A 15,104-nucleotide genomic window follows, 5' to 3' on the forward strand; every position below is an offset into this window, starting at 1 on the left:
AGGGGCCACGAGCAAAATCCCGCCGCCATGCCCGGATTCTGCCCCATATTTCGCGTCATTGGGCCAGTTTTTGCGTGACGCCCTGCCGCGAACGCGTTAGGATTCAATCCAAACAAGGCAGAAATCGGCTATCCGGCACAAGATCGGGGCCATCAAACAAGAACCACAGGCGGACTTTCAAATGACCCTGAATTTGACCATGCCGGATCAACCGGACCTGAAGCCGCGCATCACCGTGTTTGGCGTTGGCGGGGCAGGCGGCAATGCCGTCAACAACATGATCGACCAAGAGCTTGACGGCTGCGAATTCGTGGTCGCCAACACCGATGCGCAGGCATTGCAGCATTCCAAATCCTCCTCTCGCATCCAGATGGGCGCGAAAGTGACGGAAGGTCTTGGCGCGGGTGCGCGCCCTGCCGTGGGCGCCTCTGCCGCCGAGGAAAGCATCGAGACCATCGTGGATCACCTCGTCGGCGCGCATATGTGCTTCATCACCGCCGGGATGGGCGGCGGCACCGGCACCGGCGCAGCCCCGATCATCGCACAGGCCGCCCGTGAACTGGGTGTGCTGACCGTCGGCGTCGTGACCAAGCCCTTCCAGTTCGAAGGCGCCAAGCGCATGCGCCAGGCCGATGAGGGCATCGAGGCGCTGCAAAAGGTCGTTGACACGCTGATCATCATTCCCAACCAGAACCTGTTCCGGCTGGCCAATGAAAAGACCACCTTCACCGAAGCCTTCGCGCTGGCCGATGACGTGCTCTACCAGGGCGTCAAGGGTGTGACCGACCTGATGGTCCGTCCAGGCCTGATCAACCTCGATTTCGCCGACGTGCGCGCGGTGATGAACGAGATGGGCAAGGCGATGATGGGCACCGGCGAAAGCGAGGGCGAAGATCGCGCGGTTCAGGCCGCCGAGCGCGCCATTGCCAACCCGCTGCTCGATGAAATCAGCCTCAAGGGCGCCCGTGGCGTGCTGATCAACATCACCGGCGGCTATGACCTGACGCTGTTCGAACTGGATGAAGCCGCCAACCGCATCCGCGAGGAAGTGGACCCGGAGGCCAATATCATCGTTGGCTCCACCCTCGATACCGAGATGGAAGGCAAGATGCGCGTGTCCGTCGTGGCCACCGGCATCGACGCCGCCGAGATCCATCAGGACATTCCGGCACCGATGCGCCGCCTGCACACGGACTCGGTTGCCATGTCGGGCCGGGGCAGTGCCGCCGCTGCGGCTGCTCCGATGATGCTGGAAGAAGAGATCGAGGAAGACCAGCCCGCAGCCACGCCGGAACCCAGCCTCTTTACCCGCTTCGATGCGGAAACCGCCCATGAACAGGCAGAAGACCTGTTCGAAGAGGATGACAGCATTCCGGCCCCGGCCTATACGCCTCAGGTGGCCGAATCCGCTCCGGCCCCGCGTCCGGAGGCTCGCGTCGCTTCCGAACCGGTTGAGGAAGAGTACGTCGCCCCGCGCGCCAACAAGGGTCATCCGACCCCGGAAACGCTGGCCCGCCTGCGCGATGCGATTGCAAAGGACCGTGGCAATGCGCCCCGTGCCGCCACCCCGGCCCCCGAGGCGGAGGATCACGGCAGCAGATCGCGCTTCGGCATCAACTCGCTGCTCAACCGCATGACCGGCCATGGCGAAGAGGCCCCGGTGCCCACACAGCGCCGTCAGCCAAGCATGCAGTCGCGCACCCATCACGAGGATGACCAGGTCGATCCCGAGCAAGACCGGATCGAGATCCCGGCCTTCCTGCGCCGTCAGGCGAACTGATCGCGTTACACTTTGTGACCAAGAGGGCCGCCCTTCGGGGTGGTCCTTTTTCGTTTGGGGTCAGGGGGATACGTGGTTATCCACAGGTCGGTGGCGAAAAACTGCCGACATATTTCCGCTTTGTTGCAGCGAGTCACAATCCTTGAATTGTTAATCATGGAAGAGGCGGTTAAGCCCTTGGTCATGCAAATGGAGGGGGCACTCTGTTTGCCATGGGGATTGCGTCAGGGCCGTGGGATGTGGCCGCACCGATCCTCGTGATCCTGGGACAGACAGTGGAGCGCGCCTTGCAGGCCACCATCAGAACAGCAGTTCAATTCAAGGGCATCGGGCTTCATTCCGGGCGTCCGGCGCGATTGACGATTCATCCGGCGGCGGCCTCTTTCGGCATCTGGTTTCGGCGCACCGATATCACCGACCGTGACAACATGATCCCGGCCCGCTACGACGCGGTGCCGCAAAGCCAGCTGTGCACCATCCTGCGCAACGAGGCCGGTGTCGAGGTCTCGACCGTGGAACATGTGATGGCCGCGCTCGTGGGCTGCGGCGTGCACAATGCGCTGGTGGAAATTGACGGGCCGGAAGTGCCGATCCTCGACGGGTCTGCCGCGCAATTCGTGCGGGGCATTCTGGCGCGCGGCGTGCAGGGGCAGGGCAGCGCGATCACCGCGATCGAAATCCTGACCGAGGTCAGCGTCGAACAGGGCGAGGCCCGCGCCACGCTGCGCCCCTCGGCCAGCATGAAGATGCGCTTCGATATCGAGTTTCCCGATGCCGCCATCGGCCGCCAGACCCGCGAAATGGATCTGTGCAACGGCCATTTCGTACGTGAACTATGCGATAGCCGCACCTTCTGCCGCCAGGCGGATGTGGAATTCATGCAGGCCAACGGGCTCGCGCTTGGCGGTGTGCCCGGTGAAAACGCGGTTGTCGTGGACGGGGATTACGTGACCAGCCCCGGCGGTCTGCGCCATGCGGATGAGCCCGTGCGCCACAAGATGCTGGATGCGCTTGGCGATCTGGGCCTTGCCGGGGCGCCGGTGCTTGGCGAATACGAAGGCGTGCGCGCCGGTCACATGCTGACCAACCAGCTGTTGCGAAAGCTGTTCGCGACCCCCGGCGCGTGGCGCATGGTGGAATGCACGCCCGATCAGGCGGCGCAGCTTCCCGGCGTCGATCTGCACCCCGAGGACTTGTCCGCCGTTGCGTGAAACGCGCGAGGGACGATTCAGGCGTTTTGCCCTCAGAATTAATGTGCTAGGACCAATGGCAGAGAGGGCAGGCAAGCAAGCTTGCCGCAAGTAGACGCATGAGGTTTCGGGCAATGGCACGGGGGCGAGGATTGCTGAGAACGGGGTTGAAAGCGAGCGTGGCATTGGCCTTGGTCCTGTCGCTTTCGGCATGTGCCAGCTGGCGCAACCGCAACAACGACACCCCGATCGAGGAGATGGAGGCGCAGCCGATCTTCCAGCAGGCCGAGGCCGAGATGGAAGCGGGAAATCCCGATGATGCTGCCGCCCTGTTCCTTGAGGTCGAACGCCTGCACCCCTATTCGGAATGGGCCCGGCGCGCGCTGATCATGGCCACCTATGCCTATCATCAGGACCGCGATTACGAGAACAGCCGCGCCACCGCGCAGCGCTTCCTCGACTTCTACCCCGCCGATGAAGATGCCGCCTATGCCCAGTATCTGCTGGCGCTGTCCTATTATGACCAGATCGACCAGGTGGGCCGCGACCAGGGCCTGACCTATCAGGCCTTGCAGGCCCTGCGGGTGGTGATCGAACGCTATCCCGACAGCGAATATGCGGCCTCCGCGATCCTGAAATTCGACCTCGCCTTTGACCATCTGGCCAGCAAGGAAATGGAAATCGGGCGCTACTACCTGCGTCGTGAAAACTATACCGCCGCCATCAACCGCTTCCGCGTGGTGGTGGAGCAATTCCAGACCACCAGCCACACGCCCGAGGCGCTGATGCGTCTGGTCGAGGCCTATCTGGCGCTTGGCCTGCCCAATGAGGCACAAACCGCCGGCGCGATCCTGGGTCACAACTTCCAGGCCTCGCCCTTCTATGACGATGCCTTCCGCCTGCTCAACGATCAGGAACTGGCACCGGAGGCTGCGGGCGAAAGCTGGCTGCGCGAGATCTGGCAGCAGACGGTGCGCGGGGAATGGCTCTGACGCTCAAGGGCCGTGAGGGCAGAGATGCTGCGCAATCTCGACATTCGTGACATGCTGATCATCGACCGGCTGGAGCTGAGCTTCCAGCCGGGTCTGAATGTGCTGACCGGCGAAACCGGGGCGGGCAAATCGATTTTGCTCGATTCCCTTGGCTTCGTTCTGGGGTGGCGGGGCCGCGCCGATCTGGTGCGCGCAGGGGCAGACCAGGGCGAGGTCGAGGCGGTCTTCGATCTGCCGGATGGGCACGGCGCGCATGCGGTGCTGGAGGAGGCGGGGCTGCCGGGTGGGGACGAGTTGATTCTGCGCCGGGTGAACACCGCGCAGGGGCGCAAGACGGCCTGGGTCAATGACCGGCGGGCGTCGGGCGAGGTGCTGCGGACGCTGTCGGACACGCTGGTGGAGCTGCACGGGCAGGGCGATGACCGGGGCCTGCTGGATCCGCGCGTGCATCGGGACATGCTGGACGATTTCGGCGGGCTTGGGGCGCAGCGGGATGAGGTGGCAGCGCTGTGGCGTGCGGTGAGTGCCGCCGACCGGGCGCTGGCCGAGGCAGAATCCGAAGCGGCCGAGCTGAAAGCCGAAGAGGATTTCCTGCGCCATGCGGTGGCGGAACTGGACGGGCTCGACCCGCAACCGGGCGAGGAAGAGGTGCTCGACGCGCGTCGGCGGCTGATGCAGGGAGCCGAGAAGATGCGGTCCGACGTGGCGCGGGCGCTGGAGGCGCTTGGCAGCCAAGGGGGCGAGGGCGCTCTGTCGGACGCGCTGCGCTGGCTCGATGGGTTGACAGACAAGGCCGAGGGCGGGCTGGACGCGCCGCTTGCCGCACTCGAACGGGCGCTTGTGGAACTAGGCGAGGCGCAGGCGGGCGTGGAGGCGTTTGCGGAACGGCTGAGCTTCAACCCCGCAGAGCTGGAAGAGACCGAAGAGCGGCTCTTTGCCCTGCGGGCGCTGGCGCGCAAGCATGGCGTGGTCCCCGATGATCTGGGTGGCTTCGCGGAGGAGCTGCGCGGACGGTTGGAGGCGCTGGACGGGTCGGTCGCGCATCTGGGGGCGCTGAAAACGGCGCGGGACCGGGCGCGGGCGGCGTTTGATACGGCAGCCGGTGCATTGACCGAAGCGCGCAGGGACGCGGCGGCGCGTCTTGATGCGCGGATCATGCAGGAGCTTGCACCGCTGAAAATGGAACGCGCGGTCTTCGTGACCGAAATCTCGGCCACTGACCCCGGCCCGACCGGTCAGGACGCGGTGGTCTTCGCCGCCCGCACCAACCCCGGCGCGCCGATCGGACCTTTGAACAAGGTGGCCTCGGGCGGGGAGCTGTCGCGGTTTCTGCTGGCCATGAAGGTCTGCCTGAGCGAGCGGGCCGAGGGGCTGACGATGATCTTCGACGAGATCGACCGGGGCGTTGGCGGGGCCACGGCGGATGCGGTTGGACGGCGGCTGAAGGCGCTGGCGGAGGGCAGCCAGGTGCTGGTCGTCACGCACTCACCACAGGTGGCGGCGCTTGGGGCGCATCACTGGCGGGTGGAAAAGCGCGTCGAGGGCGAGGTGACGCTGAGCCGGGTTGTGCCCCTGTCGGATGCGGATCGCGTGGGCGAGGTGGCGCGGATGCTGTCGGGTGACACGGTGACCGATGCCGCGCATCAGGCGGCGCGGGAATTGCTGAAGCTCTGAGCGGTTTCGCCAACTGCGTCGTCGACCCGCGAGCGCCCCTCGTCAACCCCCGCTTTCGCGGGGGCCTCCTCGGGCCGCGTTTCCACGGGATATCGGATGGATCGCTGAGAAAATGGCCCTTGTTGCGCAGGCTTTTCGGTGCTGGCTGTCTGCTGAGAGGCCCTGAAGCCGGGATCTGCCCGCTTCAGGGCCTTTGCAAGGCTTTTGCCGTCCCCCGGCCTGTCAAGGCCAAGCCGCCTTGCGGCGGGCGCTGGCGCGCGCCTTGACAAGCCGGGGGACGGCGTGCGGAGGGACTGACATCGCGATTTTCATTGCTGTGAAAAGCGGTTAGGGATGGGGAAAGCCGGTGCGCAGCGGGCGGGCCGGTTGATTGCGAGGATGACGGCCCCGTGTCAGGCGAGAAACAGCCCTTTTTGCGTGATCAGCTAAGCCAGGCGGTGACGGCTGCTAGAGGCGGGTGGGAGGTTCTGCGCCACAAGGGGTCAAGCCAGATCCAGTTCTGGTTCATCGCGCTGGCCGTGGGTATTGCCGCAGGCTTCGCGGCGCTCTTCTTTCGGAAAGGCATCGACTGGCTGCAAAGCACCATCTACGGCGTTGAAGACCCCCGCATGCTGCATTCTTTTGCCGAAGGTCTGCCGTGGTTCCTGATCCTTGTCGCGCCGATCGTCGGCGGCTTGATCGTGGGTCTGATCCTGCACTGGTTCACACCGGATGGACGGGTGCGCGCGGTGGCCGATGTGATCGAGGGCGCGGCGCTGGCCGATGGCCGGGTAGAGCAGAAGGCGGGGATCGCCTCGGCCTTGGCCTCGCTGATCACGCTGTCCTCGGGCGGGTCCACCGGGCGGGAAGGGCCGGTGGTGCATCTGGCGGGCGTGGTGTCGTCGCGGGTCTCGGACTGGATCAAGGCAGACGGGATCACCGGGCGCGACCTGTTGGGCTGCGCGGTGGCGGCGGCGGTGTCGGCCAGCTTCAACGCGCCGATTGCCGGGGCGCTCTTTGCTCTGGAAGTTGTGCTGCGCCATTTCGCGGTGCATGCCTTCGCCCCCATCGTCATCGCCTCGGTCGCGGGTACGGTCATCAACCGGCTGGAATTCGGCGACATGACCGAGTTTCACCTGGGCACGGACAGCGCGCTGGAATTCTACGTGGAGCTGCCGGCTTTCATGCTGCTTGGCCTGCTGGCGGGGGGCATCGCTGCGGTTTTCATGCGCGGGGTGTTCTGGGCGGAGGACCTTGGCAACGGCATCCAGCGGCGCACCGGGCTGCCGCGCTGGCTGCGTCCGGCGATTGCGGGGGCGTTTTTGGGGGCGTTGGCCATTGCCTTCCCGCATATCATCGGGGTCGGGTATGAGACGACCTCGGCGGCGCTGACCGGCGAATTGCTGCTGCATGAGGCCATTGTCTTCGCCATTCTCAAGGTCATTGCCGTTGGCATCACCATCGGGGGCCGTATGGGCGGCGGGGTGTTCTCGCCCTCGCTGATGATCGGGGCGCTGACCGGGTTGGCCTTCGGCATGATCGCCACGGGCATCTTTCCCGATGTGTCGGGGTCCGAGACGCTTTATGCGCTGGCCGGAATGGGGGCGGTGGCGGCGGCTGTTCTGGGAGCACCGATTTCCACCACGCTTATCGTTTTCGAACTGACGGGCGACTGGCAAACGGGGCTTGCTGTGATGGTCTCGGTGTCGCTGTCGACCGCCGTGGCCAGCCGGATGGTGGACCGGTCCTTCTTCCTCACGCAGCTTGAGCGGCGCAATATCCACCTGGCTGCCGGGCCGCAGGCCTATCTGCTTGGCATGTTCCGGGTGGCCAAGGTGATGCGCCCTCTGGATCACGACCGGACCGGCGAGAGCGAGGCGCTGCTGACGCTGGTGGACCAGGGCATCTACCTGGAGATGAACGCGACGCTGGAACGGGCCATGCCGGTCTTTGAACGCACCGGGCTGGACATCATCCCGGTGGTGACGCTGGCCCCCGGCGACGCCCCCCCGGCGCTGGAAGGCGCGCTCTATCAGGTCGATGCGTTGAAGGCGTATAACCGGGCGCTGGCGGCGACAGCGGCAGAGGAGCATAGCTGACGACGGCGGTCATACATGATAGGTTTCGGGGCCTTTCAAGAAGATCATTACCGGAGGCCCGCCATGATCCGTGCCCTTTTCATTGCCTTCCTCACCATTGCCTGCGTCACAAGCGCCACCGCGCAGGACCGTGCTGCGCCGATCCTTGCGCTTCTGGATCGTCTGCCACTGCCGCCCGGTGACGGGAGTATCGAGGTTGACTACGGCAATCCTATCCCCGTTCGCGCCGCTGCGATGATGGCGGCGGCGCTAGGGCAGATGGATGACGACCCGATGCTGGCGCCGATATTGCGGGCGGCGCCCGTGTCACTTGCGCAGCGCATTGTGCTGGACAATGACGGCCTCGGGCAGACGCATGGGATCGACCTGTTCCAGGTCGAGCAGTTCGCGATGATGATGCAAGGGCAGCGCCGCACTGTCCTGCTGGACTTGCCCGAGGGACAGGGGGCCGGCGTGGGCCCGGCGCTCAGCGCCGCGGGTTTCGGCTATCAGGAGCAGCCGTTTCAGGGCCAGACCGTGTTCTGGCGTGGCGTGGACATGGAGACAGACCTGAGCCGCCGGGACGATTTCTTCGGCTATGGGTTGGGCTTGTCGTCAAGGCTGTGGCTCGACGGGGATCGGTTGGTTCAGACCGCGACCTGGCCGACGATGGCGCAGGCCATTGCCACGCCAGAGGGCTCGATCGGGCAGCACTCTGGCACGCGGGCTGTTGTTTCGGTGCTCGACACCGGACTGGACGTGCCCGGAGAGGTGGTTGCGCTTCGGCTCTATCTCAACCTGGGCTTGTCCGGCAGGGGCGGTCCCCTCATGGTCGCTGACCTGATCCATGGGGCGCAGGAGGGGGCGGTTTTCGCGTTCGTCACCGACACTCTGGCCGAGGCTGAGCGCTATGCCGCGGCTGCGCGGGCAAACTGGGAAACCCTGCCGAGCAGCGTTACGCGCCGCACGATGGCAGAGATGTTCGGCAACGCCATGCAGGCAACTGCATTAGAGATCGACGGTACGGCAGTTGCCGCGATCTCTGTCCATGGTCCCCGTGACCGCGACAGCCCGTTTTGGAGAAACAGTGCCTTTCACAGATTCAATCAGGTGCTGATGATGCGCGATCTGGCTTGGCTGACGGACTAGCGCTCAGACTTTCTCGATGGCCACGAGGTTCGGGTAGAAGGCCAGGTAGCCCGCGATCTCGGCGGCCTCTTCGGTGGGGGCCTCGTAGCTCCAGGCCGCGTTCTTGATCACGTTCGACTTGGTCACGATCGAGTAATAGGCTGCATCGCCCTTGAACGGGCAATGGCTGGTCTGTTCCGAGGCGTCGAGGAATGCCATGCCGATATCTTCGCGGGGGAAGTAGATCACGGGCGGATAGTCGCCCTCGGTCAGTTCCAATGCGTTCTTGGATTCCCCCAGAACGGCCCCCCCGGCCCGCACAACCCAGGTGCCCGCCGCTTTGCGAATCTTGATATGGCTTGTCATCTTTGTCCCTCTCCCTCGTCCGTAAACGCGTTTATCCCGGCATGATCTGCCGCTTGCCTGTAACAGGATGATGTCACAGCGGTGCCGTGGCCCGATCCAGCCAGTCTGCCGTATCGGCTGGCAGGTGCGATCGCAGTTTTTCGGCGGTTCGCGCATGATAGGCGTCAATCCACGCGATTTCGTCCCTGTTCATCGCATCTGCGTCAATCAGACGCCGGTCAATGGGCGCCCAGGTGATGGTGTCGAATTCCAGCATGTCGCGCGGGTCGCCGCCGGGCAGGGCCGGGGCTTCGCGCACCACGATCAGGTTTTCGATGCGAATTCCGAAGGCGCCCTCGCGGTAGTAGCCCGGCTCATTGGACAGGATCATGCCCGGTTGCAGCGGCAGGGTGGAGACGCGGGAAATCCGCTGCGGGCCTTCATGGACCGACAGATAGACGCCGACGCCATGCCCTGTCCCATGATCGAAATCGCGCCCCGCCTGCCAGAGCGGCATGCGCGCGAGCGAGTCGAGATCACGCCCGGCGATCCCCTTGGGAAAGCGTGCGCGGCTGACGGCGATCATCCCGCGCAACACCTGGGTGAAGGCGCTACGCTCCTCCGTGCCTGGCGTGCCCACGGCGATGGTGCGGGTGATGTCGGTGGTCCCGTCCTCGTACTGCGCGCCGCTGTCGACCAGATAGATCTGCCCCGAGGTGATCGTCGCATTCGACGCTTCGGACACCCGGTAATGGGGCAGGGCGGCATGGGGACCGGCGGCGGAAATCGTGTCGAAGGAGATGTCCTTCAGCACCCCGGTATCCGCCCGAAATGCCTCCAGCCTGCGGGCGCAGTCGATCTCGGTCAGCTCCCCCTTCGGGGCCTCCGTGTCGAACCAGTGCAGGAAACGGGCAAAGGCCACCCCGTCGCGGATATGGGCGGTGGTGGTGGCCTTGATCTCGGCGGCCGTCTTGCGCGCTTTTGGCAGGATGCAGGGGTCTTGTCCGGTGGCGATCTCCACCCCTGCCGCGTCCAGCACCATGCGCAGCTTGTGTGGCGCGGTGGCGGGATCGACGCGCACGGGGCCAGAGAGCGTGGCAAGGACCGCCTCGAAATCATCCCAGTGCTTTAGCGTGATGTTCGGATCGGGGCCGAGCGCTTCGAACTTGGCCGGGTCGCTGAACAGGGTCACATGACCGCGGCTGTCGATGATGGCGAAGGCTTGGACCACGGGCAGATGCGGCAGGTCGCCGCCGCGGATGTTGAGCAGCCAGCAGATGGAATCGGGCAGGGTCAGAACGGCTGCGGCCTGTTCCGCCTTGGCGAGGGCATCCGCGATGTCCCCCCGTTTCTCGCCGGATTTTCTCCCGGCAATTTCAACGGGAAACCCGATTGCAGGCGCATTGGGGCGATCCGGCTGGTCGGGCCAGATCGCGTCAAGCGGGTTGGCCACGGGGCGCAGCGAGATTTGGGCAGGCGTCAGGGCGGCCTCCAGCCGGTCAATCTCCTGGCTGGTGTGCAGCCAGGGATCGAAGCCCACGGTGCCGCCCTTGGGCAGGTGATCCTTCAGCCAGTCCTCCAGCGCGGTTTCGGGCCAGTTCACCGGGGTGAAATCGGACAGCGCCACCTGCTCCTTCACCTGAACCCGGTAGCGGCCATCCACGAAGACGCCCGCCCTGTCAGGCAGCACCGCACAAAACCCCGCCGATCCGGTGAACCCCGTCAGCCAGGCCAGCCTTTCATCCCGCGCGGCCACATATTCCCCCTGATGCGCATCGGCGCGCGGCACCAGAAAGCCCGACAGGCCCTGCGTCGCCAGTTCGGCGCGCAACATAGCCAGCCGGGGCGGCCCCTGTTCGGGGCTGGTCGCGGAAGAAAAGCTCTGGAAACGGGTGGGGCTGGTATCGGTCATGGCGCGGAGCCTGCACCGGGGCGCGGGATTTGTCCATCGCTGCCGTAGCTCCTCAGGCCCATCACCTCACCAAAGGCATTCCCGTGCAACTTTATTAAAATTGTCTTTCATCTTGGCCAAAATACCTCGGGGAGCGCGAGGGGCTGGCCCCTCGCTCCTGTCCCGTCCACAGGCGCTGCCGGTCGCATGGGCGTGCTCAGCTTACCTTCTTCAAACCAAGGAACCGCGCCCGCGCGCGCGGGTCGCTGTCGAAGAGCGAGGCCAGCTGTTCCGTCATCGCACCCGCCAGCTGCTCCGCATCGGTGATCGTCACAGCCCGGTCATAGTACCGGGTCACGTCATGGCCGATGCCGATGGCCAGCAGTTCCACCGCCTTGCGCTTCTCGACCATGGCAATCACGTCGCGCAGGTGTTTTTCCAGGTAGTTCGACGGGTTCACAGATAGGGTGGAATCATCGACCGGGGCGCCATCCGAGATCACCATCAGGATCTTGCGCTGTTCGCGCCGCGCCAGCATCCGCCGATGTGCCCATTCCAGCGCCTCGCCGTCGATGTTTTCCTTCAGCAAGCCCTCTTTCATCATCAGGCCCAGATTGTCCCGCGTCCGGCGCATCGGTGCGTCGGCCTGTTTATAGATGATGTGGCGCAGGTCATTGAGGCGTCCGGGCTGTTGCTTGCGGCCCTCTGCCAGCCATTCCTCACGCGACCGCCCGCCTTTCCAGGCGCGGGTGGTGAAGCCGAGGATCTCCACCTTCACCGAGCAGCGTTCCAGCGTGCGGGCCAGAACATCGGCACAGATCGCGGCAATGGAAATCGGCCGCCCGCGCATGGACCCGGAATTGTCCAGCAGCAGCGTCACCACCGTGTCGCGGAAATCCATGTCCTTTTCGACCTTGAAGGACAGCGGCGTCGTGGGGTTCGCCACCACGCGCGCCAGACGGCCTGCGTCCAGCACGCCCTCTTCCTTGTCAAACTCCCATGACCGGTTCTGCTGCGCCTGAAGGCGGCGTTGCAGCTTGTTGGCCAGGCGGCTGACCGCGCCTTTCAGCGGCTCCAGCTGTTGGTCGAGATAGGCGCGCAGGCGTTCCAGTTCCTGCGGTTCGGCCAGTTCCTCGGCCATGATCTCTTCGTCATGTTCGGTCGTATAGACCGTGTAATCCGGGTCGGCCTCGGAATGGGGGGCAGGGGGCGGCGGTTCCAGCGGGGCCTCGCCCTCGGGCAGTTCGGTTTCCTCGGCCTCTTCCATGTCGCCCTGATCGTCCATTTCGACCGAGGCCTGGCTGGCATCCTGCTGTTCTTCCTGGCTTTGTTCGGGCGAGGCATCGGCCTGTTCGTCCTGATCCTCGTCCGCGTCGCCGGTGGAATCGGGGTTCTCGTCGTCGTCGGCTTCCGCCTCGTCCTCGTTATCCTCGTCCATGTCGTCGGGGTCTTCGCCCAACTGGTCGCCATAGCCCAGATCTTCGATCAGCTGACGGGAGAGCTTGGCAAAGGCGGTCTGGTCGGACAGCACCTCGTCGAGATTGTCGAGCGTGTCTGCACAGCGATCCTCGATGAAGCCGCGCCACAGCTCCATGACATTGGCGGCCTCTGGCGGCAGCTCGCGGCCCGTGGCGAGATGGCGGATCAGGTAACCGGCGGCCACGGCCAGCGGCGCGTCGGCGGCCTCTCGGATTTCGCCATAGCCCTTGCGGCGGGCCTCGTTGCCGATCTTGGCGTCGATATTGCCTGCGGTGCCGGGCATATGCCGGGCGCCCATGGCCTCGCAGCGGGCGGTTTCCATGGCGTCCATCAGGTCGCGCGCCATCTGGCCTTGCGGGGCATAGCGGGCGGCGGTGCCGGTGTCATGATACTTGTGCTTCAGCGCGAAGGCGTCCGCCGTGCCACGCGCCAGCAGAACCTCTTCGCGCGTCATGCGGCGGCTGATCTGCGGCAGGCGCACAGAGTCGCCCGTCTGCCCCGGCGGATCGACGGAATATGTGACCCCAAGCTCGGGGTCGTCGGCCATCACGCGGGTGGTTTCGGCGAGGGCCTTCTTGAAAGGATCTGCGGGGTTATCCGAGGGCTTTTTCATGCCCCCGTTATGCACCCGCACTGCGCCCGCGAAAAGGGGGGATTTCAGGGATTCCGCAGGGTTGGAGAGAGCGCGGTCAAACAGGATGTCGCCCTCGCCCATGCACGGTCGTAGCGGGCGATCAGGTCGGCAGGCAGATTTGCGTGATTCTCCTGCTCCAACCCGCGGATGTTGAGGATGCGCGGGGCAAGCTCCGCTGCGCAGGTCTCGGTCTCACAGGCGCAGGCGCGCTCAGCGAGCGCTTCCATGTCTGCGATCCGGGCATCTTCACGGCAGGCCGTCAGCAGGGCGAGGATGAGACTGCCCGCAATGGTCTTCTTCATGGCAGGTTGTCGAAGAACAGATCCTGCACGTCCCGGCAGGGGTCGGGCAGGGCAGCGAAGGCCCCGTGGTCACTCAGCAGCGGGGCGGGGCTGTCCAGGGTGCCGCTTTGCGCCACCGATTGCTCCTCCTCGCTCTCCGGATCGACCCAGGTGGCCTCTGCGCTCCATTCACCGCTGTCATAGTCCAGTGAGCAGCTATAGCCGCCGGATGTGAACCGGTCATAGCTGGAATAGCCGAAGCCAAGCACGCGAAACGCGTCCTCCTGCCAGCCGATCCGCAGGGTCTGGAACCATGGGTGGCGCCCGATGCCGGATTGCTCGGAACGGAGCAGAACGGTGCGCCCGTCGCCCTCCTCCAGCGATGGCGACATGCCCCACATGGACCCGTTATACGTGGCATTGCGAAGGACCAGAAGCGGCGCGCTTGGGTCGTCGGCCAATCTCCGGTCGGACAGGATCACCAGATCGGCGCTGCTCTCATCATCTCTCCTGCTCATCAGGATCACCTGCTCGCAGCCATTGAGCGGATGGATGTCGACGCACAGGCTGTCGATGAGACGGGGCAGGGTGTCGGTTTCTGTCAGGCTCAGATCCTGGGCGGATGCGGGCGCGGCCAGACAGGCGGCGATCAGGGCAAGAATGCGCATGAGGAAATCCTTGAGGAGAGGTGCTGAAAACGAGGGCAGCATAGCGACGCGGCCCCCGGTTTGTCAGCCCGTTCCCGCGTGCCTTAATCCTCGCCGGTCATGACGGCCGTGCAATCCCCATTATCGGCCAGGTAGACCGGATCGTCGGAAAAGGCGTTGCGGCCCGCCTCGGCATTGGCGTCGAACCGCTGGCGATAGGCGTCCGAGAGGGCTTCCACCTCGCTGACAACCGCATCGCGGGCGGCGTCGGGCTCCATCCCTTCCTGTTCCATCGCGTCCGCCGCCGTCATCATCAGCAGCGCAACGATATTGTTGACCTGATCCTGCATGTCCTCGCTGATCTGGTCGCCCAGATAGGCCGCAGACGAGGCATAGAAGGCCGCGCAACGGGTGCCGATATAGGACATGGGGGCGCCGTCTCCGACCTCCACGCGCAGGGGCTGCATCTCGTCCTGGGCGAGGGCGGGCAGGGGCATCAGCAGGGCCAGAAGGGTCAGGGCGCGGATGGTCAACGGGCATCTCCGGGGTTTGGACATCTGGGGGATCATGACGGCAAAGCCGGCCCGCCGCCACCCCCAAGCCGCGATGACGCTTGCCTTCGCGGTGAGAGACCCGCAGAAGGGCGCCATGACCGCGCAGCATGTCACAACCTTGATCCTTGGCGCCGGGGCCGCAGGCCTTATGTGCGCCGCCCATGCCGGGCCGGATACGCTGGTGGTGGATCATGCCAAGGCTCCCGGCGAAAAAATCCGCATCTCGGGCGGCGGGCGCTGCAATTTTACCAATATGTTTGCGGGGGCCGAGAACTTCCTCTCCCAGAACCCCCATTTCGCGAAATCCGCGCTCAGCCGGTATACGCAGTGGGATTTCCTCGATCTGGTGAACAAGCACGGGATTGCCTGGCATGAAAAGACGCTCGGGCAGCTGTTTTGCGATGGTTCCGCGAAAGAAATCATCGCCATGCTGCTGGCGGAGATGCAGCCCG

The 15,104-nt window shown here is 65.0% G+C and carries 13 protein-coding genes; 7 read left to right on the forward strand and 6 right to left on the reverse strand.

Annotation, left to right across the window (positions count from 1 at the left end):
* Positions 1–181: 181 nt before the first annotated feature.
* From ftsZ to BKY26_RS10125, 6 genes are all read left to right on the forward strand, one after another.
* Positions 182–1,780 carry a cell division protein FtsZ gene (gene ftsZ / locus BKY26_RS10100; RefSeq protein WP_071690270.1) on the forward strand — a complete coding sequence of 533 codons (1,599 nt, stop codon included), beginning with the start codon at positions 182–184 and terminating at the stop codon, positions 1,778–1,780.
* 287 nt (positions 1,781–2,067) lie between these two features.
* Complete coding sequence (gene lpxC / locus BKY26_RS10105) at positions 2,068–2,991, forward strand: UDP-3-O-acyl-N-acetylglucosamine deacetylase (RefSeq protein WP_071690281.1); 924 nt, start codon at positions 2,068–2,070, stop codon at positions 2,989–2,991.
* A gap of 113 nt (positions 2,992–3,104) precedes the next feature.
* Positions 3,105–3,962 (forward strand): outer membrane protein assembly factor BamD, encoded by an 858-nt coding sequence (locus BKY26_RS10110; protein ID WP_071690271.1) that lies wholly within the window; start codon positions 3,105–3,107, stop codon positions 3,960–3,962.
* Between the two features lie 24 nt (positions 3,963–3,986).
* Positions 3,987–5,636, forward strand: a complete 1,650-nt coding sequence (gene recN, locus BKY26_RS10115; protein ID WP_071690272.1) for a DNA repair protein RecN — start codon at positions 3,987–3,989, stop codon at positions 5,634–5,636.
* Positions 5,637–6,025: 389 nt separating this feature from the next.
* Positions 6,026–7,714, forward strand: a complete 1,689-nt coding sequence (locus BKY26_RS10120; RefSeq protein ID WP_071690273.1) for a chloride channel protein — start codon at positions 6,026–6,028, stop codon at positions 7,712–7,714.
* Between the two features lie 63 nt (positions 7,715–7,777).
* Positions 7,778–8,842, forward strand: coding sequence for a hypothetical protein (locus BKY26_RS10125; RefSeq protein WP_071690274.1), 1,065 nt, complete (start codon positions 7,778–7,780; stop codon positions 8,840–8,842).
* 3 nt (positions 8,843–8,845) lie between these two features.
* Here BKY26_RS10125 and BKY26_RS10130 read toward each other — a convergent pair whose 3' ends face one another.
* The 6 genes from BKY26_RS10130 to BKY26_RS10155 all read right to left on the reverse strand — a co-directional run bounded on the left by BKY26_RS10130 (position 8,846) and on the right by BKY26_RS10155 (position 14,631).
* Positions 8,846–9,187: a DUF427 domain-containing protein gene (locus BKY26_RS10130; protein ID WP_071690275.1), complete on the reverse strand. Its 342-nt coding sequence runs from the start codon at positions 9,185–9,187 to the stop codon at positions 8,846–8,848.
* 73 nt (positions 9,188–9,260) lie between these two features.
* Positions 9,261–11,078 carry an aminopeptidase P family protein gene (locus tag BKY26_RS10135; RefSeq protein WP_071690276.1) on the reverse strand — a complete coding sequence of 606 codons (1,818 nt, stop codon included), beginning with the start codon at positions 11,076–11,078 and terminating at the stop codon, positions 9,261–9,263.
* A gap of 196 nt (positions 11,079–11,274) precedes the next feature.
* A complete protein-coding gene (gene cobT, locus BKY26_RS10140; RefSeq protein ID WP_071690282.1) occupies positions 11,275–13,149 on the reverse strand; it encodes a cobaltochelatase subunit CobT in 1,875 nt (624 codons plus the stop codon).
* Between the two features lie 44 nt (positions 13,150–13,193).
* On the reverse strand, positions 13,194–13,472 hold the full coding sequence (locus BKY26_RS10145) for a hypothetical protein (protein ID WP_071690277.1): 279 nt from the start codon (positions 13,470–13,472) through the stop codon (positions 13,194–13,196).
* Positions 13,469–14,119: a hypothetical protein gene (locus BKY26_RS10150; protein ID WP_071690278.1), complete on the reverse strand. Its 651-nt coding sequence runs from the start codon at positions 14,117–14,119 to the stop codon at positions 13,469–13,471. Before BKY26_RS10150 ends, BKY26_RS10145 begins: the two co-directional genes overlap by 4 nt.
* A gap of 83 nt (positions 14,120–14,202) precedes the next feature.
* A complete protein-coding gene (locus BKY26_RS10155; RefSeq protein ID WP_071690279.1) occupies positions 14,203–14,631 on the reverse strand; it encodes a hypothetical protein in 429 nt (142 codons plus the stop codon).
* Positions 14,632–14,746: 115 nt separating this feature from the next.
* Between BKY26_RS10155 and BKY26_RS10160 the strand changes: the two genes are divergently transcribed.
* Positions 14,747–15,104: NAD(P)/FAD-dependent oxidoreductase (locus BKY26_RS10160; protein ID WP_193600184.1), on the forward strand; the 358-nt coding region annotated here is incomplete at its 3' end.

This window comes from Nioella sediminis, assembly GCF_001879695.1.
In the GTDB taxonomy this organism is placed as follows: domain Bacteria; phylum Pseudomonadota; class Alphaproteobacteria; order Rhodobacterales; family Rhodobacteraceae; genus Nioella; species Nioella sediminis.

Coding starts and splice junctions, on each gene's coding strand:
- BKY26_RS10130 (WP_071690275.1), bottom strand. CDS start 9,187: ATGACAAGCCATATCAAGATTCGCAAAGCGGCGGGCACCTGGGTTGTG.
- ftsZ (WP_071690270.1), top strand. CDS start 182: ATGACCCTGAATTTGACCATGCCGGATCAACCGGACCTGAAGCCGCGC.
- BKY26_RS10135 (WP_071690276.1), bottom strand. CDS start 11,078: ATGACCGATACCAGCCCCACCCGTTTCCAGAGCTTTTCTTCCGCGACC.
- BKY26_RS10125 (WP_071690274.1), top strand. CDS start 7,778: ATGATCCGTGCCCTTTTCATTGCCTTCCTCACCATTGCCTGCGTCACA.
- BKY26_RS10145 (WP_071690277.1), bottom strand. CDS start 13,472: ATGAAGAAGACCATTGCGGGCAGTCTCATCCTCGCCCTGCTGACGGCC.
- recN (WP_071690272.1), top strand. CDS start 3,987: ATGCTGCGCAATCTCGACATTCGTGACATGCTGATCATCGACCGGCTG.
- BKY26_RS10150 (WP_071690278.1), bottom strand. CDS start 14,119: ATGCGCATTCTTGCCCTGATCGCCGCCTGTCTGGCCGCGCCCGCATCC.
- cobT (WP_071690282.1), bottom strand. CDS start 13,149: ATGAAAAAGCCCTCGGATAACCCCGCAGATCCTTTCAAGAAGGCCCTC.
- BKY26_RS10110 (WP_071690271.1), top strand. CDS start 3,105: ATGGCACGGGGGCGAGGATTGCTGAGAACGGGGTTGAAAGCGAGCGTG.